18 protein-coding genes and 2 pseudogenes are annotated in these 21946 nt (G+C 72.3%); 11 read left to right on the top strand and 9 right to left on the bottom strand.

From position 1 onward, the window contains the following. The first annotated feature begins 689 nt into the window (after nucleotides 1–689). The gene (locus tag OG490_RS02985) at nucleotides 690–980 is read left to right on the top strand and encodes a transglycosylase family protein (RefSeq protein ID WP_443065738.1); all 291 of its coding nucleotides are present in this window, start codon (nucleotides 690–692) and stop codon (nucleotides 978–980) included. Here OG490_RS02985 and OG490_RS02980 read toward each other — a convergent pair. From OG490_RS02980 to OG490_RS02970, 3 genes are all read right to left on the bottom strand, one after another. Then, nucleotides 977–3163: a M48 family metalloprotease gene (locus OG490_RS02980; RefSeq protein ID WP_330294705.1), complete on the bottom strand. Its 2187-nt coding sequence runs from the start codon at nucleotides 3161–3163 to the stop codon at nucleotides 977–979. The two genes, OG490_RS02985 and OG490_RS02980, sit on opposite strands and share 4 nt — an antisense overlap. 8 nt (nucleotides 3164–3171) lie before the next feature. Next, a complete protein-coding gene (locus OG490_RS02975; RefSeq protein WP_330294704.1) occupies nucleotides 3172–3786 on the bottom strand; it encodes a hypothetical protein in 615 nt (204 codons plus the stop codon). Nucleotides 3787–4130: 344 nt separating this feature from the next. Then, on the bottom strand, nucleotides 4131–4775 hold the full coding sequence (locus tag OG490_RS02970; protein ID WP_330294703.1) for a lysophospholipid acyltransferase family protein: 645 nt from the start codon (nucleotides 4773–4775) through the stop codon (nucleotides 4131–4133). Nucleotides 4776–5006: 231 nt separating this feature from the next. On the opposite strand from OG490_RS02970, the gene OG490_RS02965 reads away from it, so the two are divergent. Then, on the top strand, nucleotides 5007–5786 hold the full coding sequence (locus tag OG490_RS02965) for a maleylpyruvate isomerase family mycothiol-dependent enzyme (protein ID WP_330294702.1): 780 nt from the start codon (nucleotides 5007–5009) through the stop codon (nucleotides 5784–5786). A gap of 31 nt (nucleotides 5787–5817) precedes the next feature. Here the strand turns inward: OG490_RS02965 and OG490_RS02960 are convergent, their stop codons facing one another. Continuing rightward, nucleotides 5818–7497, bottom strand: coding sequence for a flavin monoamine oxidase family protein (locus OG490_RS02960; RefSeq protein WP_330294701.1), 1680 nt, complete (start codon nucleotides 7495–7497; stop codon nucleotides 5818–5820). A gap of 247 nt (nucleotides 7498–7744) precedes the next feature. Continuing rightward, nucleotides 7745–8440 (bottom strand): TetR/AcrR family transcriptional regulator, encoded by a 696-nt coding sequence (locus tag OG490_RS02955; protein ID WP_330294700.1) that lies wholly within the window; start codon nucleotides 8438–8440, stop codon nucleotides 7745–7747. Between the two features lie 129 nt (nucleotides 8441–8569). Here OG490_RS02955 and OG490_RS02950 point away from each other — a divergent pair, with 129 nt between their 5' ends. The 6 genes from OG490_RS02950 to OG490_RS02925 all read left to right on the top strand — a co-directional run bounded on the left by OG490_RS02950 (nucleotide 8570) and on the right by OG490_RS02925 (nucleotide 15824). Next, nucleotides 8570–10255 (top strand): amidohydrolase, encoded by a 1686-nt coding sequence (locus tag OG490_RS02950; protein ID WP_330294699.1) that lies wholly within the window; start codon nucleotides 8570–8572, stop codon nucleotides 10253–10255. 152 nt (nucleotides 10256–10407) lie between these two features. Beyond that, on the top strand, nucleotides 10408–12084 hold the full coding sequence (locus OG490_RS02945; protein WP_330294698.1) for an ABC transporter substrate-binding protein: 1677 nt from the start codon (nucleotides 10408–10410) through the stop codon (nucleotides 12082–12084). After that, complete coding sequence (locus OG490_RS02940) at nucleotides 12081–13049, top strand: ABC transporter permease (RefSeq protein WP_330294697.1); 969 nt, start codon at nucleotides 12081–12083, stop codon at nucleotides 13047–13049. The genes OG490_RS02945 and OG490_RS02940 overlap by 4 nt, the downstream gene beginning before the upstream one ends. Next, the gene (locus tag OG490_RS02935) at nucleotides 13046–13933 is read left to right on the top strand and encodes an ABC transporter permease (RefSeq protein WP_330294696.1); all 888 of its coding nucleotides are present in this window, start codon (nucleotides 13046–13048) and stop codon (nucleotides 13931–13933) included. The genes OG490_RS02940 and OG490_RS02935 overlap by 4 nt, the downstream gene beginning before the upstream one ends. Then, nucleotides 13933–14907 carry an ABC transporter ATP-binding protein gene (locus tag OG490_RS02930; protein WP_330294695.1) on the top strand — a complete coding sequence of 325 codons (975 nt, stop codon included), beginning with the start codon at nucleotides 13933–13935 and terminating at the stop codon, nucleotides 14905–14907. The genes OG490_RS02935 and OG490_RS02930 overlap by 1 nt, the downstream gene beginning before the upstream one ends. An 86-nt stretch (nucleotides 14908–14993) precedes the next feature. Next, nucleotides 14994–15824, top strand: coding sequence for an ABC transporter ATP-binding protein (locus OG490_RS02925; protein ID WP_330300751.1), 831 nt, complete (start codon nucleotides 14994–14996; stop codon nucleotides 15822–15824). Between the two features lie 31 nt (nucleotides 15825–15855). On the opposite strand, the gene OG490_RS02920 is transcribed toward OG490_RS02925, so the two are convergent. Both OG490_RS02920 and OG490_RS02915 read right to left on the bottom strand, forming a co-directional pair. Continuing rightward, on the bottom strand, nucleotides 15856–16761 hold the full coding sequence (locus OG490_RS02920) for a carbon-nitrogen hydrolase family protein (RefSeq protein WP_330294694.1): 906 nt from the start codon (nucleotides 16759–16761) through the stop codon (nucleotides 15856–15858). Nucleotides 16762–16769: 8 nt separating this feature from the next. Next, nucleotides 16770–18293: an APC family permease gene (locus OG490_RS02915; RefSeq protein ID WP_330294693.1), complete on the bottom strand. Its 1524-nt coding sequence runs from the start codon at nucleotides 18291–18293 to the stop codon at nucleotides 16770–16772. Between the two features lie 133 nt (nucleotides 18294–18426). Between OG490_RS02915 and OG490_RS02910 the strand changes: the two genes are divergently transcribed. From OG490_RS02910 to OG490_RS39085, 3 genes and pseudogenes are all read left to right on the top strand, one after another. After that, nucleotides 18427–19044: a TetR/AcrR family transcriptional regulator gene (locus OG490_RS02910; RefSeq protein WP_330294692.1), complete on the top strand. Its 618-nt coding sequence runs from the start codon at nucleotides 18427–18429 to the stop codon at nucleotides 19042–19044. Between the two features lie 9 nt (nucleotides 19045–19053). Then, a pseudogene (locus OG490_RS39090) lies at nucleotides 19054–19374 on the top strand (transposase); the annotation flags it as partial. A gap of 13 nt (nucleotides 19375–19387) precedes the next feature. Further along, nucleotides 19388–19492, top strand: a pseudogene (locus OG490_RS39085) (IS5/IS1182 family transposase); the annotation flags it as partial. A 57-nt stretch (nucleotides 19493–19549) separates the two neighbouring features. On the opposite strand, the gene OG490_RS02905 reads toward OG490_RS39085, so the two are convergent. Together OG490_RS02905 and OG490_RS02900 are read right to left on the bottom strand one after the other, a co-directional pair. Then, on the bottom strand, nucleotides 19550–20932 hold the full coding sequence (locus OG490_RS02905) for a S41 family peptidase (RefSeq protein ID WP_330294691.1): 1383 nt from the start codon (nucleotides 20930–20932) through the stop codon (nucleotides 19550–19552). A gap of 259 nt (nucleotides 20933–21191) precedes the next feature. After that, entirely contained in the window at nucleotides 21192–21920 is a 729-nt protein-coding gene (locus OG490_RS02900; protein ID WP_330294690.1) for an SOS response-associated peptidase, read from the bottom strand. Nucleotides 21921–21946 lie beyond the last annotated feature (26 nt).

The raw sequence follows: 21946 nt of genomic DNA, 5'->3' as shown, positions 1-21946 counted from the left end.
TAAGGCAATGGATCCTCGTCTCGGCGTAAATCAGACATAGTTCAACCTTTTTCCTTCCTTTCTGGCTGAATGTGACGCAAAACATGCGCGCGGCCGCTCGGTTCGCTCCCGAGTCGCGCGGTCCTACGGCGGTCGGCTCCTGCCCCCGGCGCAGCTCGCGCAGATGATGGCCGAGCTCAACCCCAAGGGAGCCGGAGCTCCCGGTTCCCAACTCCCCGGCGCCCTTTGCGATCCCACCAGGACCTGGCCCGAGTGCATCGTCAACCCGGCCATCAGTGCGGTCGGTTCGGGCGACAGGGCCACGCCCGGCTACTGGTACGCGAGCCGTCCTTGGAAAGCGGTGCAGGCCGACTGCGGACTCGGTCTCACCCGACGTGCCATCACCTGGCCGAGTTCAGCACCGTCTGAGCGCCGTTTACCTCGTACGACCCCGCGTGTCGCGGCCACGAGCCGGCCGCGACACGTCCGTCCGGGTGGCGTTGACCCTTCGCGGGCCGTAAGTGCCGCTGGAAGCGGGTCGGTCCGTGCTCTGCTGTGGCCGCGGCCCGATGACGGCCGTACGCGGGCCCGCCCGCTGTTCGCGGCAGGTCCGCACCAACAGCGAAGGAGGACTGATGTCGCACCACTGGACAGTCCGGCGAAGCCGGAACGTGATCGGTCAACTGCTGGCAACGGCAGTGTTGTTGGTCGTGTCCTTCTTGGACGTCTCCGGGGCTCACGCCGCCGCTGTCCACTCCAAACCGGCGCCCGACTGGGACGCCATCGCCCGGTGCGAATCCAGCGGGAACTGGCGGGCGAACACCGGCAACGGCCATTACGGCGGCCTCCAGTTCACGCAGTCGAGCTGGAAGGCGGCAGGAGGCCGCAAGTACGCGCCGCGCGCCGATCTCGCCACGAAGGCCGAGCAGATCGCCACGGCGAACAGACTCGCCGAGATCCAGGGCATGGGGGCCTGGACCTGCGCACGCCGTCGCCGTTAGGCCGGCTCCTTCGGACCTTGCCGGGCCCTGCCGTGCCGCAGGTCGTAGAGTGCGGCCGCCGTGACCCGAGAGGACACGAGTGCGCCGCCGGCCGGGGCCAGGAGGGCCAGGAACAGCGGAGGCGGGATCGTGCCGCCCACGAGACCCGCCACCCCCGTCAGGGCCGCGGCGCCCGCGAGGCAGCACATCGCGGCGTGCAGGCGTTGCCGGAACACGGCGTCGTGCGGTGCGAGGGCGGCGCCCGCGATGCCGAGGACGAACAGCATCAGCCCCGACGACTCGGCCAGGACCGTCGGTGTGGGCGAGAGGGAGAAGGTGAGGAGCCGGGCCGCCAGGACGAGGGCCCAGAGCGTCACCCCGAGCGTCGTGAGGTGGCACACGAAGAGGAGCGGGGTGCGCAGGGGGGACGAAGCGGCCGTCACGGTGCCGAGGTCGTGCCCGGCGCGCACTCGCGGCTGAAGGAGGCGGACGGAACGGGGACGCCGGGCGCCGAGCAGGCACACGGCGCCCAGGAGCGGAAGGCCGAGGACCACCGCGTAGCGGTACGGCGCGGTGGCCGACGGAAGCGCGGTGGGGAACCACCCGACGAACACGAACGCCCCGTAGGCGCCGGTGAGGAGCAGAGCGGCCCGGCGGCGCAGCGCCACCGCTTCGGCGCCGAGGGCAACCAGGGCGCAGAGGCCCAGGGATGCGGCGGAGGTCAGGGCCAGGCCGAGGCCGGCCGAACCGGTGAGCGCCTGCCACAGCATGACGGGCTGCCCGTCCGTGAGGGAGCGATCGGTGATCGGCCCGGGGTGGATCAGGCAGCCCAGACACAGCCCGGCCCAGAGGCAGGCCGACAGCCCGGCCAGGCGGATCGTCGGGCGGACACCGCCGTGATGGCCGCTGCGCCAGGCCAGGACGGAGTACCGCAGGCCCAGGCCGATGACGGGTCCTGCCACCAGGAGCAGCGGCAGGGTGGCCCAGACGTACACCGGCCGGAGCGTGTCCAGTTCGGCCAGCTCGAGGATGCCGGTCCTGAGCCCGAACAGTGCGAGGTCGTAGCTGTGCACCAGTACGAGGTTCACGGCGAACGTGAGGATGCAGCCGATCAGGGCCGCCTCCCAGCCGGTGAACTCGTCGGCGAGTGCGGGACGGACCAGCGCGGCCCTCCGGCGGGCGAGGGAGGGGTGCGTGGCGAAGGGCCAGGCCGACGTATGGCCCCCCTTGTCGGGGCGTTCCGCGGCCAGCCGGCCCAGGAACCGCTCCAGCGCCTGCCGGATCTCCTCGCCGCCGGAGCCGCCGGTGCGGCCGTTGCTCCCCGCCGGGTGGGCCGCCGCGAAGGCGTCGGCGTGCAACTCGCGGGAGTGCAGGTAGCTGTTGCGGGCCGCGTAGACCATGTAGGTGAGCAGCACGAGCTGCAGGCACAGGGCGCGCAGGCCCGCACCGTCGGCCGCGAATCCCGTCAGGGAGAGGCAGAAGGTGGCGGCGACCAGCGCGACGAACGCCCACCACAGTGCCGTGATGCCCTGGGTGACGTCGAGGTCGCGGTTGCGGATGTGGCCGAGCTCGTGGAGCACGACGGCGTCGAAGGCGGCCGGGTCCTTCTCGAGCAGCCCCTCCATGCCGCTCGCCAGCTCCACGTACCGTCGGCCCGCGTGTCCGAAGGCGACGGCGTTGGCCGTGGTGTCGACCGCGTTGAACAGCACCGCGTGCACGGTGACCCCCACGTCGGCCGCCAGCCTTCGCACGGCGGAGTCGAGGCAGGGCAGGGGTGTTCCGTCCGCATCGACGGCGTCGGCCTCCTGCGGGGGCTCGGGCCTGAGGCCGTACCGGAGGACGGTCAGGTAGGGGAGCAGCCAGTAGAGGAGGAACCCGCCGCCCGCCAGCACGCCCACGGCCAGGCCCGCACGCTGCTCGGGACGGTCGACGGGGTTTACTCCGCACTTTTGCGCGACGGCTTCGAGGACCTCGGGGCGGTAGCGGTCCGGGAGGAAGGTCCTGTGCCAGAAGGGGACCGCGGCGGCCTGCTGTTCCTCCTCGGGCGTGCGAGGGAGCGTACGGAGATAGGCGGACTCGACCTCCGCCGCGCAGATCCGGTGGCTGTCGGCGGCCCGCGCCTGACTCTCGGGCGTCGTGGGGAAGGCGATGGCTCCGGCCGCGACGGTGAGGGCGAACCAGAACAGCAGTGCCCGCAGGAACACGGCGGTCGTCAGCGGTCGGCAGCCGGCGGCCCGTCGGCAACGGGCGGGTCCGGAGGGCTCGGGTTCGGGCCGGCCGGGTTCGGGTTCGCGGACTCCGCCGGGTTCGGGTTCGCGGACTCCGGCGGGAGGGCGTCCCGAGCGGTGTCCCCGGCGGCGACGGGGAGCGACCTGGCGGCCAGGTACTGCACGAGGTGCGCCAGCGCGGAGTCGGCGATGCGGCGGGCGAGTTCCTCGGGGACCCGGCACTCGCGGGCGGCCTCCAGCGCACTGGTGTGCCAGCGCGCCAGATCCGCGGCCGTGGGCTCGGATCCGGCGGCTGTCGGGGGCGGTTGGGACGGCGTGCCGGCCGATGCGGGCTCCGCCCGATGCTGTCCGCGTCGGCGCAGCAGGCCCGTGGTCCGTTGCCTCAGGCCGGCGACCAGTTCCGTGGACACCGCCCCCAGCAGGGCCGTGGAGACCGCCAGGGCTGTCGGGGTCAGCAGTTCCGAGGGGAGGCCCAGCAGATCGAACCGTGTGGTGCGGCGGCCGCGCCAGGGCAGGCGGGGGCGGAAGTGTGCCCGGGCCCGCTGCTCGAAGTGGCGTGCCTCGCGCGGTGCCAGGTCGATGACCACGCGCCGCGCCACGTCCTGAGCCAGCTCCCGATGGCCCCGGGGGAGCCGGCCGGAGCTCGCGCCGGGGTGTGCCGCCGGTCTTGATTGAGTCGTCATAGGTGGTGATCAGCCCCTCGCGCCCCGGTGTGATCATCACTCGTGGGGTGGTGGTCGCTACCGTACGTGAGTAAGTGTCCGGCGTGTTCTCGCGGTATGGCAAGGCCGTCCGGTGCGCGGGCCGGGAGGGCTGTGTCACGCCGGGGCGATGTTTGAGGCCGTGGCGGCCCGGCCGGTCGCATCGAACGAACCTGCGTGCGGGGAGAGTTGGGGTCGGGGGTCGGGGTGGAGGGTTGGGGTGGAGGGGCGGGGGCGAGGCGTCACCCGGCGAGGCGGGCCGCCGCGGTCCGCCAGGCCGCGGTCACCGCGCGATGGGCCGCGGCGGTCGCCTCCGGGAGGCCCTCCGGCAGCGACAGGGGTGCGCCGACGTGGACGTGCAGGCGCGGGCGGCGGGCCGGGGCGGTGAGGACTCCGGCGATCTGCTTGGCCGCCCGCCCGGAGCTCACGCGCCGGGCACCCGCCTGGCCGACCGGGCGGACGGGCGCGCCCGTGGTCCGGGCGAGGCGGGCCAGGCCGCTGCGGAAGGGCAGCGGCGCGGCCTCCCCGGAGTCGCGGCGGGACGGAATCCCGCCCTCCCCGTACATCAGCACGCATCGGCCGGCCGCCAGCGCCTCGGCGGCGCCGTCGAGCGAGCTCGCCGCGCGAGCCGTTCTCCGGTGGACCGGGATGTGCCCCTCGCGGGCGAGCGCGCCTCCGAGCACCGGCACCCGCCACAGCCCGGCCGCGGCCATGACCACCGGCTCGACGCCGAGTCCCCGTAGCGCGGCGACCACGAGGACCGGGTCGAACAGGCTCGTGTGGTTGGAGACCAGGATGGTCCCGCCCGCGACGGGGTCCGGCGAGTCCGCGGTGACCGTCATCCGGCCGAACGCCGGGGCCAGGACTGAGGCGAGGCGGCTGATCATGGAACCTCCGGGGTGCGCGGGCTTCGTGTCCCCAGGGTGTCGGCCGCCGCCCGGCCCGGCATGAGTAGGCCTACTCAACCCGTCTGGGTACGCGGCCCGCGCGGGTCCGGAAGTTGACATCCCCGACGCTCGCGAATTACCTTCGCATCGCATTACTTGAAGACATGAACCATCTAGCTCATTAAGTATCTTTGGTTTCTGGGCAGCACCATCATGAGGAAGGGCGCAGACATGGAACCCGCTCAGCACGGAGCTGCCGTCGCGGCCGAGGCCGCCGGATTCGTCGCCGCGGTCAAGGCGGCCGACCTCTCCACGCCGGTGCCCACCTGTCCCGGCTGGACCCTGGCGGACCTCACGCAGCACGTCGGCAGCGTGCACCGCTGGTTCACCGCACTGCTCCGCCGGCGCATCCAGCAGCCGCCGACCAGCCGTGAGGTGGATCTGCGGCTGCCGGAGCACCCCGACGGCCTCCCGGACTGGCTGGCCATGGGCGCCGGAGAGGCCGCCGAGGTGTTCGCCGCCACCGACCTGGATGCGCCGATGTGGGCCTGGGGAGTCGACCAGCACGCCCGGTTCTGGGTTCGGCGGATGCTCTTCGAGACCCTCGTCCACCGGGTCGACGCCCAACTCGCCCTCGGACTGCCGCCGCACGTCGACCGCGCACTGGCGGTCGACGGCATCGACGAGTTCCTCACCAACCTCCCCTTCGCCACCCCCTTCGCACCGCGGACCGCCCAACTGCGCGCCCCTGACCGGAGCATTCGCTTCAGCTGCACGGACGGCGAAGGCCAGGGAGGCGGCGAAGGCGACTGGCTGGTCGGGCTGCGCCCCGACGGGTTCGCCCTGGTGGCCGACCCGGCCGAGCCGCGGGCGGCCGACGCCACGGTCCGGGGATCGGCCGCGGACCTCCTGCTGCTCCTCTACGGCCGCCTGGACCGCCGGAGCGGGGCCTTCGAGCTGCTGGGCGACCCGGACCTGCTCGACCACTGGTTCGCCCACTCGGCCTTCTGAACCGGGAGCGGCAGGTCCCCCGGGGCGGGGATCAGACCTGGCAGGCGATCTCCGTCGCGGCGCGTTCGCCGGAGGCGACCGCCGCGTTCAGGGTGGAGTCCTCCGGATCGGTGTGCTCGCCCGCGAAGTGGATCCGGCCCTCCTGGAGGGCCTCGCAGCCGGCCATCGAGGTGTACTGGCCCACCTTGTAGTACTGGTAGGCGCCCCGCTGCCACGGGGCGCGCGACCAGTGGTCCTCGTACGCCTTGCCGGTGAACGCGGCCCTGGTGCCCGGGTACACGGTCTCGACCTGGGAGAGGAACCAGTCGACGTCCGCCGCGGGCGCCGGGCCGTGCGCGGCTCCGGTGAGCGTGTCGCGCGCGGTGTTCCCGCCGGGGAACCCGACCATGAGCGCGGGCGAGCCGTTGGGGCCGAGGGCCACCGAGCCGTCCCAGGCCGTCTGGTAGCCGAGCGGGCCGGTGTTGCTGATGCCGTTGTAGCCGAGGCGCGGCCAGGTCTTGGCCGAGAGCTCGGTGACAAGCTTCGCGTTCTGGCCCATGCCCTGCTGGCGGATGGCGGTCAGCTTGCGGGCGGACAGGCCCGCCCCGGAGAGGTCGACGTCGCGCAGCGTGCTGAAGGGCAGCGCCAACACCACGTGGTCGGCCGCGGCCGTGACCGTGCTGCCGCCGTGGTCGAAGGTGCAGGTGTACGAGCCGTCCCCGTTCCGGCGCAGCGCGACGAGCTGGTATCCCTGGCGGACCGTCCCGGCCGGCAGCTGCGCCGCCATCCCGCTGACCAACTGGTCGTTGCCGCCCACGAGGTGGTACTTCTCGTCGAAGCCGCCGCCCGCGAAGACGGACGAGCCCCCGAGGAAGCCGATCATGCCGAGCGCCGAGGCCTCGGCGGGTTCGCCGCCCGACTGGAGCTGGAGGGACCGGATGAGCTGGCCCAGCCGCGAGCCCGGGTTCAGCCCGATCTCGTCGAGGTAGTCCAGGCAGGAGAGTTGGTCCAGCCGGTACGCCTCCGGGGTGTAGCTGTCGTAGCGCGCGGTGCCGGCCGCCGCGTAGGAGGCGCTGAACGCGTCGTAGGCCTCCGCGATCCAGTCGTCCTGCTGGTCGGACCCGGGGTAGGAGCCGCCGTTGATCCGGGCGGCGTAGTCGCCGGCGTTGAGGGCGCCGCCGTTCGCGATCTCCCGCTGGAGGCCCAGGTCGTGGGCGAGTCCGAGGGCCGCGGAGTCGGTGGAGCTGATGAAGGAACCGCCGTGCTCGTGGACCGCGCCGCCGGAGAAGAAGCCGCGCAGGGACCAGCACCGGCCCCCGATGTGGGTGGTGTCCGCTTCGTAGACCGTCGTGGCGAGCGGGGTGCCCCGGTTCCACAGGCGGTGCGCGCAGCGCAGTCCCGCGAGCCCCGCGCCGACGATCACCACGCGGGGCGCGGCGGCGCCGGTGGCGGCCGCGGCGCTGCGCGGGGAGAGCAGGCCGCCGGGCAGGCCCGCGGCGAGGGCCATCGTGCCGGCCGCGCCGAGTATCCGGCGGCGGCTCGGCATGCGGGCGGGGGAGTCGTGTTCGGCGGCGCGGCGGGCGCGCCGGTTGTTCTCGGCGGCCGCGGTGTGCTCGCCGGTGACCTCGGCGACGGGCATGCCCCGGCGGCGGGCTTCGGCGTGCAGGGAAAAGGCGAGGCGCAGCGGGTCGGGTATGCCGGCGCGGTTGGCCGACTGGTGCACGTGGTGCATGAGATCCCTCTTCTCGGAATCCTGCGGAGACGGCATGGACTCGGGCTGAGGGGGAGTGAACCGGTGGCGCAACGCCGTTGTCAACGGTGTTGCGCCACTTTCCGCGTGCGGGGGTACGGGCAGGAGTACGGGCAGAGGTGCGGGCTGGAGTACGAGCAGGGCTGTGGGCAGGGGCGCGACCAGGGCTGTGGGCAGCGGTGCGGACGGTGGCGCGGGCTGAAGGGGCGGGCGGGCGCGGGCCGTTCGGCTATGCGCCGCGCAGCGCCTCGACCCGGGTCTCGATCGCGGTGATCAGTGCCTCGACCCTGGCCCGGAAGATCTCCTCGTCCGTCACCTCGGCCAACTGCGCGCTCAGGCGGGTGATGTTGGGGAATCCCTCGGGGTCGACCAGCCGGTACTCCCGGCTCCAGGAGGATTCGTCGGCGGCCCGGACGTCCGGGTCGAACAGCAGGTAGGCGGCGCGCTGGCCGACGTAGGCGAGGAGGGAGTCGCCGACCATCCGGTAGTGGACGGCCGCCTCGGCCCCTTTGAGCCCGGCCTCGGTGACCGCGCCGAGGATCAGCTCGACCACGCGGAACTCGTTGGGCCTGCGGGTGGTCCGGCTGGCCATGGTCGAGCCGACCACCGGGTATCTGAGGGCGACTTCGAGGGAGCCGTCGGCGAGTGCCCGCAGCCGGTCCTTCCAGTCGAGGCCGGCGGGGATGCTGTCGAGCACCTCGCCGAGCGTGCGGTCGGCGACCGAGAGCAGGAGCTCGTCCTTGTCGCGGAAGTGCCGGTAGATCGCGGTCGGGTCGGCGCCGAGTTCCTCGCCGAGACGTCGCACGGTGAAGGCGTCCTCGCTGCCGCGGGCCGCGATGCGCAGGCTCGCTTCGATGATCGCGTCGGGTGTGAGCTGGCTGCCCGCGCGCTTGGACCGGGCGGGTGTGTCGGATGGCTTCGGCATGGTGCGGCCAGTGTATCGATTTGGAACAGAGGGAGCGCAACACCGTTGACAACATTGTTGCGCTCCCGTTCACTCCTCCTCAACGAACAAGCCGTGCGGGTATGACCCGCCGAGCCGGAGGATGCGTCGATGGGCAAGACCAGGCAGCGTGCCGACACCGTCTTCGTAGGAGGGCGGGTCTTCACCGGGACATCGGCCACCCCGATCGACGCCGCCGTAGCCGTCGCGGGCGGCCGGATCGTCGCCGTCGCCGACGCGGCCACCGTACGATCCCTCGCGGACGCGGACACCGAGGTCGTCGACCTCGCGGGCGGCCTGCTGATCCCGGGATTCCAGGACGCCCACGTCCACCCCGCGGTGGCCGGAGTCCAGATGCTCGGCTGCGACCTGAGCGCCGAGCGCACCATCGAGGGCTACCTCGCGGTGGTCGCCGACTTCGCGAAGGCCCACCCGGACGCGTCCTGGATCCGCGGCGGCGGCTGGTCGATGGACGTCTTCCCCGGGGGTACGCCGACCCGCGCCATGCTCGACGCGGTGGTCCCGGACCGGCCCGTCCTGCTCACCAACCGGGACGGACACGGAGCCTGGGTCAACACCCGGGCCCTGGAGATCGCCGGAGTCGACGCGCAGACCCCCGACCCGGCCGACGGCCGGATCGAGCGGGAGGCCGACGGAAGCCCCGCCGGCACCCTCCAGGAGGGCGCCGTGGAGCTGGTCGCGCACCACGTGCCCATCGCCACGCCGGACGAGGCCCACGCCGGCCTGCTCGCCGCGCAGGAGCACCTGCTCTCCCTCGGCGTGACCAGCTGGCAGGACGCCATGATCGGGGCCTTCCCCGGAAACCCCGACAACTACGACGTCTACCGGCGCGCCGCCCGCGAGGGCTCCCTGCGCGCACGCGTCGTCGGCGCCCTGTGGTGGGACCGCGAACGCGGCCTGGAACAGATACCCGACCTGGAGGAGCGCCGCCGCACCGGGCAGGTGGGCCGTTTCAACGCCACCAGTGTGAAGATCATGCAGGACGGCATCGCCGAGAACTTCACGGCGGGCATGCTCGAGCCCTACCTCGACGGCTGCGGCTGCGCCACCGGCAACTCGGGGCTCAGCTTCATCGCCCCCGAGGTGCTCACCGAGGCGGTCGCCCGGCTCGACCGCGCGGGCTTCCAGATCCACTTCCACGCGCTCGGGGACCGGGCCGTGCGCGAGGTGCTCGACGCGCTCGCCGAAGCCCGCGAGGCCAACGGCGCCAACGACAACCGCCACCACCTCGCCCACCTGCAGGTCGTCCACCCCGAAGACATCGCCCGCTTCGCGACCCTGGACGCGGCCGCCAACATCCAGGCGCTGTGGGCCGCCCACGAACCGCAGATGGACGAGCTCACCATCCCCTTCCTCGGACCCGAACGGGCCCGGCTCCAGTACCCGTTCGGCGACCTCCAGCGCGCCGGGGCCCGCCTGGTCGCGGGCAGCGACTGGTCGGTCAGCAGCCCCAACCCGCTCTGGGGCATCCACGTCGCCGTCAACCGCTCCGTACCCGACGAGGCCCCCAACTCGCCCGACGCCTTCGAACCGATGCCGCCCTTCTTCCCCGAGCAGGCCCTGACCCTCTCCCAGGCACTCACCGCCTACACCGCGGGCAGCGCCTGGGTGAACCACCTCGACGAGGTCACCGGCACCGTCGAGGAGGGCAAGTACGCGGACCTCGTGGTCCTCGACCGGGATCCCTTCGCCCACCCGCCGATGGAGATCGCCGACACCCGCGTGCTCCGCACGTACATCGACGGCGAACTGGTCTTCGCCGCCGACACCGCCTGAGCGGCGATCGGCCCAGCAGCGCGATCCGCCCCAGCGGCGATCGGCCCCATCCGCGATCGACCCCGCAGCGATCGCCCCAGCAGTCACCGGCCGGGCCGCCACCGGCCGAGCGTCATCCACCCCACCGAGCTCATCCCTCAGGGAGCCAGACGATGTCATCACCCCGATCGGGATCCCCGCTGCACCGCAGTGGCCGCAGCCGCGTCCGCCACGCCGTGGCCGCGGGCCTCGCCGCGGCCGCCGTGCTCGTCACGAGCGCGTGCAGCGGCACCGCGAACCCGGCCAAGGACCAGGCCGCCTCCTACCGGCTCACGGACAAGACGCCCGCCGCCGCCGGAAACCTGGACTCCTTCACCTGGTCCGTCTACGCGGAGCCGACCACCATCGACTACGCCTACTCGTTCGACTTCCCGCCCAACCAGATCCTCGCCAACGTCTGCGAGAGCCTGCTGCGCTGGAACCCGGACCTGACGACCTCGCCGGGCCTCGCGGCCTCGTACGCCAACCCCACGCCCACCACCTGGGTCTACCAGATCCGCCCCGGCGTGAAGTTCCACGACGGCACCGCGCTCACCGCGGACGACGCCGTCGCCTCGCTGCGCCGCAACCTCGACCCCGAGACGGCCAGCGTCTGGGCGAACCAGTACAAGAACGTGAAGTCCGTGGACAAGACCGGGCCGATGGAAGTCACCGTCACCCTGGCCAAGCCGGATTCCACCTTCAACAAGTACCTGGCCGCGAGCCCCGGCACCGTGGAATCCGCCGCCACCCTCGCCAAGGCCGGCAAGGACTACGGCAATCCGCAGACCGGCGTGAACTGCACCGGCCCCTTCTCCTTCGGGTCCTGGACCTCGGGCCAGTCGCTCACGCTCAAGCGGTTCGACGGGTACTGGAACCAGGAGCTGAAGGCCAAGTCCGGCGAGGTGAAGTTCGTCTTCCTCGCCGACGCCACGACCCGCGTCAACGCCTTCCAGAGCGGTGAGGTCGACGGCGGCTGGATGGTCCCGCCGACCGCCTACGCCCGACTGGGCTCCACCGAGGCCGGAAAGCTCTACTTCGGCCGCAACACCACCGTCGCCGACGAGGTGGTCAGCAACCTCAAGGGCCCCCTCGGCGACCCCCGCGTCCGCCAGGCCCTCCTCATGGCAACCGACCGCAAGGGCATCGTCAAGGCCGGGGCCGGCGGGGTCGGCGAGGTCTCCGACTCGCTCGTCACCGACAGCCTGTGGGCCGACGCGCCCCCCGGGAGCAGCGAAGCGCTCCTGAAGGACCTGCCGAAGTACCCGTACGACCCGGCCAAGGCCAAGGCGCTCGCCGCCGAGGCCGGGGTCAACGGCCAGAAGATCGTGATCGCCACCAGTCCGCTGGACTCCCAGACGACCATCATCACCCAGGCCGTCGCCCAGGCGGCCACCGCCATCGGGCTGAAGCCGGAGATCGACTCCCTCTCCGCCGAGAAGTACACGACCCTCTTCACCGACCCCGCGGCGCGCGAGGGCATCGACCTCTTCCTCACCTTCTGGTACACCTCCATCACCGACCCGCTGGACATGTTCGCCTCGCTGGAGACCGGCGCGTTCAGCAACTACGGCAACTGGTCCGATCCCGCCTTCGACGCGGCCGTCGACAAGGCCGTCGGAGCCTACGACCCCGCCGCGCACGCGGCCGCCAACGCCGAGGCCCAGAAGATCGCCTCGCGCGAACTGCCCTGGCTGCCCCTCTACACCCAGCCCGTCAGCGTCTTCCTCGGCAAGAAGATCACCGGTGTCCAGCCGTCCATCGCCTACCTCTACTACCCGTGGGCGGCCGAGATCGGAGCCAAGGGATGACGGCCGCCCTCGCCCGGGCCGGACGGGTGCTGCGCCGCCTCGCCGGCATGGCGGCGACCCTGCTCGTCACCTCCTTCCTCGTCTTCTCCTCCCTGTTCCTGGCGCCCGGTGACCCGGCCAGCTTCCTCATCAAGGGGCGCAGCCCCAGCCCGGAGGACCTCGCCGCGCTCCGCAGCCAGTACGGCTTCGACGAGCCGTTCCTGGTCCGGTACTGGAACTGGCTCGGCGGGGTGCTGCACGGAGACTTCGGCCGCTCCTACCTCTTCCACCAGGACGTCAGCTCCGTCGTCTGGTCGCGGCTGCCCTCGTCCATGCTCCTCATCGGCGTATCGGGCCTGATGATCGCGGTGTTCGGCATCGGCTCCGGCATCGTCGGCGCCCTGCGCCGGGGCAGCCGCACCGACCGTTCCCTCATGCTGCTCGTGACGGTGGGCGCGGCGGCGCCCGCCTTCGTCGCCGCCCTGCTCCTGCGATCGGTGTTCGGCGTGCAGCTGGGCTGGTTCCCGACCATCGGCAACGGCGAAGGCGTCCTGGACCGGCTGCACCACGTGGTCCTGCCCGCCGTGGCCCTGTCCGTGACCTTCACCGCGCTGGTGACCCGCGTGACCCGCTCGGCCATGCTCGACGAGCTGCGCCGCGACCACGTGGAGGTCGCACTGAGCCGCGGGACCCCGCGCCGCACCGTCATCCGGCGCCACGTCCTGCGCAACGCGCTCGGACCGATCGTCACCGTCTCCGCGCTCCTGGTCTCGGGCATGCTCGTCAGCACCGCGATCGTGGAGACCGCCTTCGGAATGTCCGGAGTGGGCTCCCTGCTCGTCCAGTCCGTGGACCAGCTCGACTTCCAGGTCGTCCAGGCCATCGTGCTGCTGGTCGTCGCCGCGTTCGTCGTCGTCAACGCCCTCGTGGACATCGTCCACCCGCTGATCGACCCGCGCATGGCCGCGGCGGGGAGCGCCCGATGAGCACACTTCCCGAAGCGGCCGCCAAGGCCCGCGCCCCGCGCACCCGGCGCCAACCGCTCGCCCGCCTGCGGCGCCTGGGCGGCAGCCGGCTCCAGCGGACGTGCCTGGCGCTCCTCGTCCTGTTCGTCCTCGTCGCGCTCCTGGGACCCTGGATCGCCCCCGAGGACCCGACCTTCGGCCACCTCGGCGACACCCTGCTGGGGCCCAGCGCCGCACACTGGCTGGGCACCGACCAGGGCGGCCACGACACCTTCTCGGCGCTGCTCGTCGGCACCCGGACCAGCCTGGCGGGCCCGCTCGCCGTCGTACTCTTCTCCACCCTCCTCGGCGTCGCCGTCGGCCTGTTCACCGCTTGGCGCGGCGGATGGATCGACACCGCCGTCGGCCGGGTGCTCGACATCCTCTTCGCCTTCCCCGCGCTGCTCCTCGCGATCCTCGCGGTGGCCCTGTTCGGCAAGGGGATGACCGCACCTGTCATCGCCATGGCGATCGCCTACATGCCGTACACGGCGCGGCTCGTCCGCGGACTGGCCGTCCAGGAGAAGTCCCGGCCCTACATCGCCGCCTACCAGGTGCAGGGCCACTCGGCCCTGTACGTCACCGTCCGCAGGCTGCTGCCCAACATCGCCCCGACGCTGCTCGCCCAGTCGACGGTGAACTTCGGCTACGCCCTGCTCGACCTCGCCGCCCTGTCCTTCCTCGGACTCGGCGTGCAGCCGCCGACACCCGACTGGGGCGCCATGATCAACCAGGGGCAGGCAGCCGTCCTGCAGGGGCAGCCGCTGTCCGCGATCGCGCCGGCCGTGGCGGTCGTCCTGGTCGTCGTCGCCTTCAACGTCGTCGGGGAAGACCTCGGCGACCGGCTCGCGGGGAGGGACTCCTGATGACACTGCTCGCCTACGACGCCCTGAGCGTCACCCTCCCGGCGATGGCCCGCCCCGTCCTCGACGGGATCACCCTCACCGTCGCCGCCGGGGAGGTCGTCGCCCTCGTCGGCGAATCCGGCTCGGGCAAGTCGGTCACCGCCCGCGCCGCCCTCGGCCTGTTCCCGCAGGGCGCCGAGATCGGCGGCCGGGTACGCGTCGACGGGACCGACCTCGTCGGCGCCGACCCCGCGAGCCTGCGCGAGGTGCGCACCAACAAGGCCGCGATGATCTACCAGGACCCGCGCGCCGCCATCAACCCGGTACGCCGGGTGGGGGACTTCCTCACGGAGCCGCTGCGCCAGGTGCACGGCTGGTCCAGGTCGCGGGCCGACGTCAGGGCCGCCGAACTCCTCGGCGCGGTCGGCCTGCCCGATCCCGTCCGGCACCTGAACCAGTTCCCGCACGAGCTCTCCGGCGGAATGCTCCAGCGCGTCGTGATCGCCGCGGCCCTCACCGCCGAACCGCGGCTGCTGCTCTGCGACGAGCCGACCACCGCGCTCGACGTCAGCACCCAGGCCGAGATCCTGGCCATCCTGGGAGGACTGCAGCGCGAACGCGGCCTCGGGCTCCTCCTCATCACCCACGACATCGAGCTCGCGGCCTCCGTCAGCGACCGGATCTACGTCATGTACGCGGGCCGGATCGTCGAAACGGCGCCGGTGGCGGAACTCTTCGACTCCCCCCGCCATCCCTACACCGCGGGCCTGCTCGGATCCTCCCCGCCGCTCGCCGGCCCGCTGGCCCGCCTCACCCCCATCCCCGGCGCCCCGATGGGGCTGCTGGAGTCCGCGCCCGGCTGCGCCTTCGCACCCCGCTGCCGGTTCGCCGAACCAGGGCTCTGCGACCGGTCCGCGCCGGAACTGGAACGGCACGGCCCGGCCGAGGTCGCCTGCCACCGCGTCGCCGAACTCACCCGCGAGGAGGACCGTTGAGCACCGAGCAGAGAACAGACGGCGAGCAGAGAGCAGACGGCGAGCCGAGAACGGACGGCGAGCCGGGCACGGACGGGGCCCCCGAGCTGCTCCGGGTGCGCGGCCTGCGCAAGACCTACCGGACCGGCGGGACGGAGGTCGTCGCCGTGGACGGCCTGTCGTTCTCGCTACGGGCGGGCGGGGCGCTCGGCATCGTGGGGGAGTCCGGGTCGGGGAAGACGACCACGGCCCGGATGCTGGTCGGTCTCGAACGCCCCGACGCGGGGGAGATCCTCGTCCAGGGACGGCCGTTGGCGGACTCCGTACGGGGGAGGCCGGCACGGCTGGCGAGGGCGAAGGCCGTTCAGATCGTCTTCCAGGACCCCTACCTCTCCCTCGACGCCCGGATCAGCATCGGCGCCACGATCGACGGGGTGCTCCGGCTGCACGGCATGGCCGACCGGGCGGCGCGCGCCGCCCGGGTCGGGGAGCTGCTGGCCCAGGTCGGCCTCGGCGACCGCGAGGCGGCCGCCCTGCCCCGCCGGCTCTCGGGCGGGCAGCGCCAGCGCGCCGCGATCGCCCGGGCGCTGGCGGTCGAACCGGCCGTCCTGGTGCTGGACGAGGCGGTCTCCGCCCTGGACGTGTCGGTGCAGGCCCAGGTGCTCAACCTGCTCTCCGACATCCGGCGCGACACCGGGATCGGCCTGGTCTTCGTCAGCCACGACCTGGCCGTGGTCCGCTACGTCTGCGACGAGGCGCTCGTCATGTACCGCGGCCTGACGATGGAGCACCGCCCGGTCGGGGAGCTCCTCGGAGACCCGCAACACCCGTACACACGGCTGTTGCTGGCCTCCGTACCCCGTCCGGGATGGGACCCCGACTCGATCAGCCGGCGGCGCCGCGAGCTGGATCCGCTGAGCGGGACGGCGGCGGGGTGAAGCGGCGGAGGGGTGGTGCGGACCCGCGGTGCTACGCGGTCCCGCTCTCCTCTTCCTCCTCTACCTCCTTCTTGAGCCAGTCCGGCGTGTGGAAGGTCGCGCCGCCGTACATCGGGAGGGGTATGGATTCCCCGTAGCGGGCGAGCTGGCTCCAGGGGCGGTTGATTCCGGTGGAGCCGTAGCGGCGCACCCGGGTGACGACGTCGAGGTCCAGTACGTCGACGAGGACCTCCTCGCCGGGCCCGGCCTGCTGGCGGACGGTGCCCTCGGGGTCGACGATGGCGCTGGCGCCCACCCCGGCCGGGTCGGCGGCGTTCACGTTGACGACGTACACCTGGTTGGTCCAGGCGTTGGCGCGTGCGCAGACCAGCTCCATCTCCCGGTCGCGGGTGGGGGTCAGGGTGGGCTGGATGACGATCTCCGCGCCCAGCCAGGCGAGTTGGCGGACCGTTTCGGGGAAGGAGCCGTCGTAGCAGATGGCCAGGCCCGCCCGGCCGGCGCCGGGTATGTCGAAGACGGTGAACTCGTGGCCGGGGCGGGTCCCTTCGTACGGCTGCCAGGGGAAGACCTTGCGGTAGGTGGCGACGATCTCGCCCTCGGGCGAGACGGCGAGGGCCGTGTTGTAGACGTGGCCGTCCTCGGCGCGCTCGTAGAGGCTTCCCGGGATCAGCCACAGTCCGGTCTCCCTGGCCAGGGAGCAGATCCGGTCGGTGAGCGGTCCGGGGATCGTGACGGCGGCCTGCTCCATCCAGTCGTCGGGGGCCGGGCGCAGCAGCGGGCCCTCGGCGGCGAGCAGGAGTTCGGGGGCGACCACCAGCTGGACGTGGGGGAACAGCTCGTGCGTGGCGCGGATCTGTTCGCTGAAGCGCTGCCAGCTCGCTTCGAGGTTGTGGGGCACGGGCTTGGTCTGCAGGGCGGCGATGGCGAGGGTGCGCATGGGGTTCGTCAGTCCTTGGTGAGGGTGGGCTCGGTGACGGTCAGGGCGGGATCGGCGACCGAGGTGCGGCCGTCGCGGAAGAAGCGCCGGAAGCGGGTGCGGACGACGGCCACGGCCAGGGCGCCCGCGGCGATCGAGCCGGCTCCGAGGAGGAAGACCCCGCCGATGCCGTGGAAGGAGGTGCTCCCGTAGGCCGGGTCGTACATGTCGTGGGCGCTGCGGGCGAAGGCCGCCAGCATCAGTGCTCCGCCCACCAGGGGCAGGACCCCGCGCAGCAGCAGGTCGCGCGGGGAGTCCAGGAGCCCCTTGCGGAAGTGCCAGACGCAGGCCAGCGCGGTGGTGCCGTAGTAGCAGGCTATGAGCAGCCCGACGCAGAGGATGGCGTCGCCGAGGAAGTCTCCGGAGACGAGCGTGAGCAGGACGAGCAGGCAGGCCGCGGCCGCTCCGAAGCAGAGGGTTCCGAAGGCGGGGGTGCGGTGGCGCGGGTGGATGCGGGCCAGCGCGGACGGCAGGGCTCCGTGGGAGGCCATGGACAGGGTGCTGCGTGAGCTGCCGACCAGGCAGGTCAGCAGCGCGGAGACGGCCGAGATGCAGACGGCCAGCTGCATGGCCTTGGCCAGGGCGGTGCCGAGCACCGGCGGGGCGAGGGTGCTCAGGACGTCCGCGGCGTTGTCGGGATTGCCCAGGCCGATGCCGTCGGTGCCGGTGCCGGCGAAGCTGATCGCCGCGAACGCGGTGAAGAGGTAGGTCCCCAGCAGCACCACGGTGGAGATGACGGCGGCCTGGCCGGAGACGCGGTCGCCGTCGCGGGTCTCCTCGTTCGCCGTGATCAGGGCGTCCCAGCCCCAGTAGATGAACAGGCACAGCAGTACGGCCTCGGCCAGCGACCCGAGACCGTCGAACGCGAAGGGGTTGAGCCAGGCGAGGGACGGGGCGGCGGCTCCGGCCCGGCCGAAGGCGGTGACGCCGAAGCCGAGCAGGGCCAGCAGCTGGAGGCCGAGCAGTACGTACTGGACGGAGGCCGCGAGCTGCAGTCCCCGGTAGGCGATCGAGGTGACGACGGCCAGCAGGAGCACCGCGGTGACCGTCACGGCCGTGCCGCTGTCGGCGAGGGAGTTCAGGCCGAGGAGGTGCAGCAGGTAGCCGGCGCCGACCTGGGACAGGGCGGTCATCGCGATGAGCGTGGCGCAGGTGGGCACCCAGCCTCCCGCGAGCCAGCCCGTCACCGGCCCGAAGGCGCGGGTGGTCCACACGAAGGTGGTTCCGCAGTCGGGCATCACCCGGTTGAGCTCGCGGAAGGCGAACGCGGTCAGCAGGACGGGCAGGAAGCCGAGGAGCAGGGCGGCGGGGGCCAGGTTCCCGACGGTCAGCGTCACGAAGCCGAGGGTGACGGCGATGCTGTACGCCGGCGCCACGGACGACAGCCCGAGGGTGACGGAGGCGAGCAGGCCCACGGAACCGCCGCGCAGCCCCTTGCCGGCCGGGGCGGGCGCCGGCCCGGTTCTCGCCCCGGTGTCGGTCGGGTTGGTCATGATGCCTCCTGGAGGCCGCAGAGGGGGGAGCGCTTTGTTAAACGCAGATTTAAGACCTGGGATCCTGGACCGTCAAGAGCTGGATCGTTATTGTTAAAGCTGCATATAAAGAGGATCTTCGGAAGAGGTGGGCGTGGCAGCCAGGAAGGGCAGCGGCAAGGAGAACCGCCGCGCGGAGCTGGGCAAGGCGGTGGAGCGCGCCGTACTCGCGCGCGGACTGGAGGGCCTGCGGCTGCGCGACGTCGCCGAGGAGGCGGGGGTCACGCCCGCCGCGGTGCTGTACTACGGGGATCTCGACGCCCTCGTCCAAGCGACCTACCAGCAGGCCATCGAGCGCTACAGCCAGGAACGCGAAGAGGCCGCGGACCGCTTCGACGACGCCCGCGACAAACTGCGGGCCTGCATCGACAACGGCGTCGCCGGCGGACCCGACGACGCACTGACCCGGCTGCTCTTCGAGTACTGGCCGCGCTGCCTGCGCGACGCGAGGGCGGCGGCACTGGACAGCGCACTGACGGAACGCCAGATCGCGGTGTACTCGGGCATCCTGGTCCTCGGCCGCGCCCAGGGCCACTTCGCCCTCCAGGACCCGCCCCGGCTGCTCGCCGCGAACTTCGTCGCCATGGAGGACGGCTACCAGATGGAGGTCCTGGCCGGCCGCCGCACCCGTACCGAAGTCATCGCCGCCCTGTACTCGTACGCCCGCGCCGCCACGGGCCACGACCTGGCCCAGGGTCTGTCGTCAAAGTGATCTTGCGTTGTGGATCATGGTGTCGTGATACGTCGCCATGAACTGTCCGATGTCGAGTGGGAACTCGTGCAACCGCTGCTGCCCCGGCCTGGTTTCGGGCGGCCCCGGCTGGACGACCGGACGGTCCTGAATGGAATCGTGTGGAAGTTCCGCACCGGGGTCGCCTGGCGGGATGTCCCTGAGCGGTACGGGTCGTGGGCCAGCCTCCACACCCGTTTCCGCAGGTGGGCAGCGGACGGGACCTTCGAGCGGATGCTCCGGGCCGCGCAGGCAAAGGCAGACGCGGCAGGCGATATCGAGTGGCTGGTGTCGGTCGACTCCACCGTCGTCCGCGCCCACCAGCTTCAACCGCCTCAAGCAGTGGCGCGGTATCGCCACCCGGTACGACAAGACAGCCCAGTCCTACCAAACAGCCGTCACCCTCGCATCGCTCCTGATGTGGGCGTGACACTTTGACGGCAACTCCTAGGCCTGCGGGGCCGGGGCGTCTCCGGGAGGAGCCGTCCTAGTCCCGCAGGACCTTCACGGCCCGGTCGAAGGCCGAGTCCTTGTTCTGGTCGAACTCCTCCGTGGTGAAGACCGGCTCGGTGAGGTGCGGCGGGATGCCCGCGCCGTCGAAGGTCCTGCCCGACCGGGTCAGCAGCTCCTCGTTCGGCAGCCAGAGCGACATGCCGTTGGGGAGCTTGCGCACCATGACGTCCGAGAAGACGCCCTGCGTGGGCTGCCCGATCCGCACGGTCCGGCCGGGCCGGTCCATGAGGGCCTGGGTGAAGGTCTCTCCCGCGCTGACGGTGGAGCCGCCAGTCAGTACGGCGACCGGCCCGGTGTAGCGGGGGCCCTGGGCGGGCGTGACGTACAGGGGCTGGGGGCGCGTGTGCCGGGTGGGGTCCGCGGGATCGTTGCGAGCTCGCTTGGAGTAGGCGAGGTAGGGCGTGTCGGTCAGCCGCCCGGCAAGGTGGAGCCCCATGGCGTCGGAGCCGCCGCCGTTGATCCGCAGGTCGATGACCAGGCCCTTCAGGTGCCGGGTGCGCTCCTGGCCGAGGATCGTGTCCAGCGCCTTGTCGAGCTCGGCCAGCTCGGCGGCGTAGGAGGCGTCGCCGCCCGCGTAGCCGCCGAAGCCGGAGATCCGCAGGTAGCCCTGCCCGCCGGGGAGGTCGGCGTAGGTGATCCGCCCGGCGGCGAAGTCCTGGAGGTTCCGGGCGTCCTTGAGGTCGCGCTCCACGACGAACTTCTTGACCTTGGCGTCGAGCTTCCCGTCGGGCCGCACGGTGCCTGGGCGGACCTGCGCGAAGGCCCGGTCGGGGTCACCGTCGCCGTCACCGTCGATGTCCCAGACGGCGACGTGGGCGTCGTGGAGCGGCTCGACCATCTTGCCGAAAACGGCGAAGAGTTCGTCCGGGGTCGTCCCTTCGTGGACGGTGGGCCGGTACCGGTCGCGTACGGCGTGCCAGTCGATGCCCTTGGCGGCGAAGAAGGGGTAGTTCTCCTCGAAGGACTGCCAGAAGACGTCGAAGGAGGCGAGCGGTCCCCCGGGGGCGGAACGCGTGCAGGCGTCGGGCAGTTCCGTCATCCGGCGCAGGTTCCGTTCGCCGACGTCGCCGTCCAGCCGTACGGAGGCGCGGTCGCGGGCCCCGCGGGTGCGCACGGTGAGGACGATGCCTCCGGGCGTGGTGTAGGCGCCGGGGCCGGTCCACCGTGCGGTGTCGCCCGCGATGCAGCTGACGGCGGTGGTCTGGTACTCCTGGAGGGTTCCGTTCCGGATGGACAGCACAGTGCCGTAGCCGTCGGTGCGCCAGATTCCGTCGGTGGCCGGCTGGTGGGCGGTGGCGGTCGGCGCGGCTGCGCCGACGAGGGCCAGGGCAACGGCGGTGGCCGTGACGATGCGCACGAATTTGCCTTCTCTGCAGGCGACTTGCTGGGTACCGCCCTACCGTCGCCGACACGGGATCCACCGGGCCATAGGGCTGTCCGGCCGATCGGGGGTGGGGCCAGCCCCCGCTACCCGCGGTACCCGGGACCACACACCTAGGGAGTGTCGTCAAAGTGGCGCCAGCCAGACGAGACTTTGACGACACGACCTAGTCCTGTGACCGGCCACGGCGCCAGCGCCCCGAAATCCTCCTACGGTGCTGCGCGCGAGGGTCCCGTCAGGCGCTCGGGGTGATCAGGTCGGGGCCGTTGTTGCGGACGCTGTTGACGGCTGTGGAGACGGCGGTCACCGCGAGGCGGCCGCCGGCGGGGGTGTGGAGGAGGGCGCGCAGCCCCGTCGCGTTCTGGTGGGTGGGGTCGAGCCAGGCCTCGTAGTCGCCCGGGTCGAGGGCCAGCGGCATGCGGGGGTGGATGCGGCCGGCCGCGTCGGTGGCCTCGGTGGTGATGATCGTGGCCGTGGTGAGCCAGGCGTCCGGGTCGTCCGCGTCGGCGACCGCGGGGTCGCGCCAGAACTCGTACAGCCCGGCCATGGCCATGACGGATCCGCTCCGGGGGCGGATGAAGTAGGGCTGCTTGTACGCCTTGGCCGACCCGGTGGCGGGCACGGCGACCCACTCGTAGAAGCCGTCCGCGGGCAGCAGGCACCGCCGCTTGGCCAGGGCCCGCCGGTAGGCCGGCTTCTCGTGGACGCTCTCCACCCTCGCGTTGATCATCCGCGATCCCGCGGCCGGGTCCTTGGCCCAGGAGGGCACCAGGCCCCAGCGCACCGGGCGCAGTTGCCGCCGTACCTCTCCGGTGTCCTTCGCGGCGCGTTCCAGTACCGCCCACACCTCGTCGGTGGGGGCCACGTTCCACGAGGGCCCGAGGGTCCGACCCGGGTCGAGCCGGGCGTCGAAGAGTCCCGCGAGGTCTTCCGGTGCCCGGGACGAGGCGTATCGGCCGCACATGCCTACCACTGTCCCACCCTTCCCCT

The sequence above is a fragment of the Streptomyces sp. NBC_00503 genome (assembly GCF_036346895.1).
Taxonomy (GTDB): domain Bacteria; phylum Actinomycetota; class Actinomycetes; order Streptomycetales; family Streptomycetaceae; genus Streptomyces.
The sequence above is the reverse complement of the archived record's forward strand: the minus strand, read 5'-3'. Positions and strand labels throughout refer to the sequence as shown.

Bases quoted from the DNA above. Each gene is read 5' to 3' on its own strand.
- OG490_RS02900 (WP_330294690.1), bottom strand. From the start codon at position 21,920: ATGTGCGGCCGATACGCCTCGTCCCGGGCACCGGAAGACCTCGCGGGA.
- OG490_RS02920 (WP_330294694.1), bottom strand. From the start codon at position 16,761: ATGCGCACCCTCGCCATCGCCGCCCTGCAGACCAAGCCCGTGCCCCAC.
- OG490_RS02945 (WP_330294698.1), top strand. From the start codon at position 10,408: ATGTCATCACCCCGATCGGGATCCCCGCTGCACCGCAGTGGCCGCAGC.
- OG490_RS02965 (WP_330294702.1), top strand. From the start codon at position 5,007: ATGGAACCCGCTCAGCACGGAGCTGCCGTCGCGGCCGAGGCCGCCGGA.
- OG490_RS02955 (WP_330294700.1), bottom strand. From the start codon at position 8,440: ATGCCGAAGCCATCCGACACACCCGCCCGGTCCAAGCGCGCGGGCAGC.
- OG490_RS02930 (WP_330294695.1), top strand. From the start codon at position 13,933: ATGACACTGCTCGCCTACGACGCCCTGAGCGTCACCCTCCCGGCGATG.
- OG490_RS02970 (WP_330294703.1), bottom strand. From the start codon at position 4,775: ATGATCAGCCGCCTCGCCTCAGTCCTGGCCCCGGCGTTCGGCCGGATG.
- OG490_RS02915 (WP_330294693.1), bottom strand. From the start codon at position 18,293: ATGACCAACCCGACCGACACCGGGGCGAGAACCGGGCCGGCGCCCGCC.
- OG490_RS02940 (WP_330294697.1), top strand. From the start codon at position 12,081: ATGACGGCCGCCCTCGCCCGGGCCGGACGGGTGCTGCGCCGCCTCGCC.
- OG490_RS02960 (WP_330294701.1), bottom strand. From the start codon at position 7,497: ATGCACCACGTGCACCAGTCGGCCAACCGCGCCGGCATACCCGACCCG.
- OG490_RS02950 (WP_330294699.1), top strand. From the start codon at position 8,570: ATGGGCAAGACCAGGCAGCGTGCCGACACCGTCTTCGTAGGAGGGCGG.
- OG490_RS02935 (WP_330294696.1), top strand. From the start codon at position 13,046: ATGAGCACACTTCCCGAAGCGGCCGCCAAGGCCCGCGCCCCGCGCACC.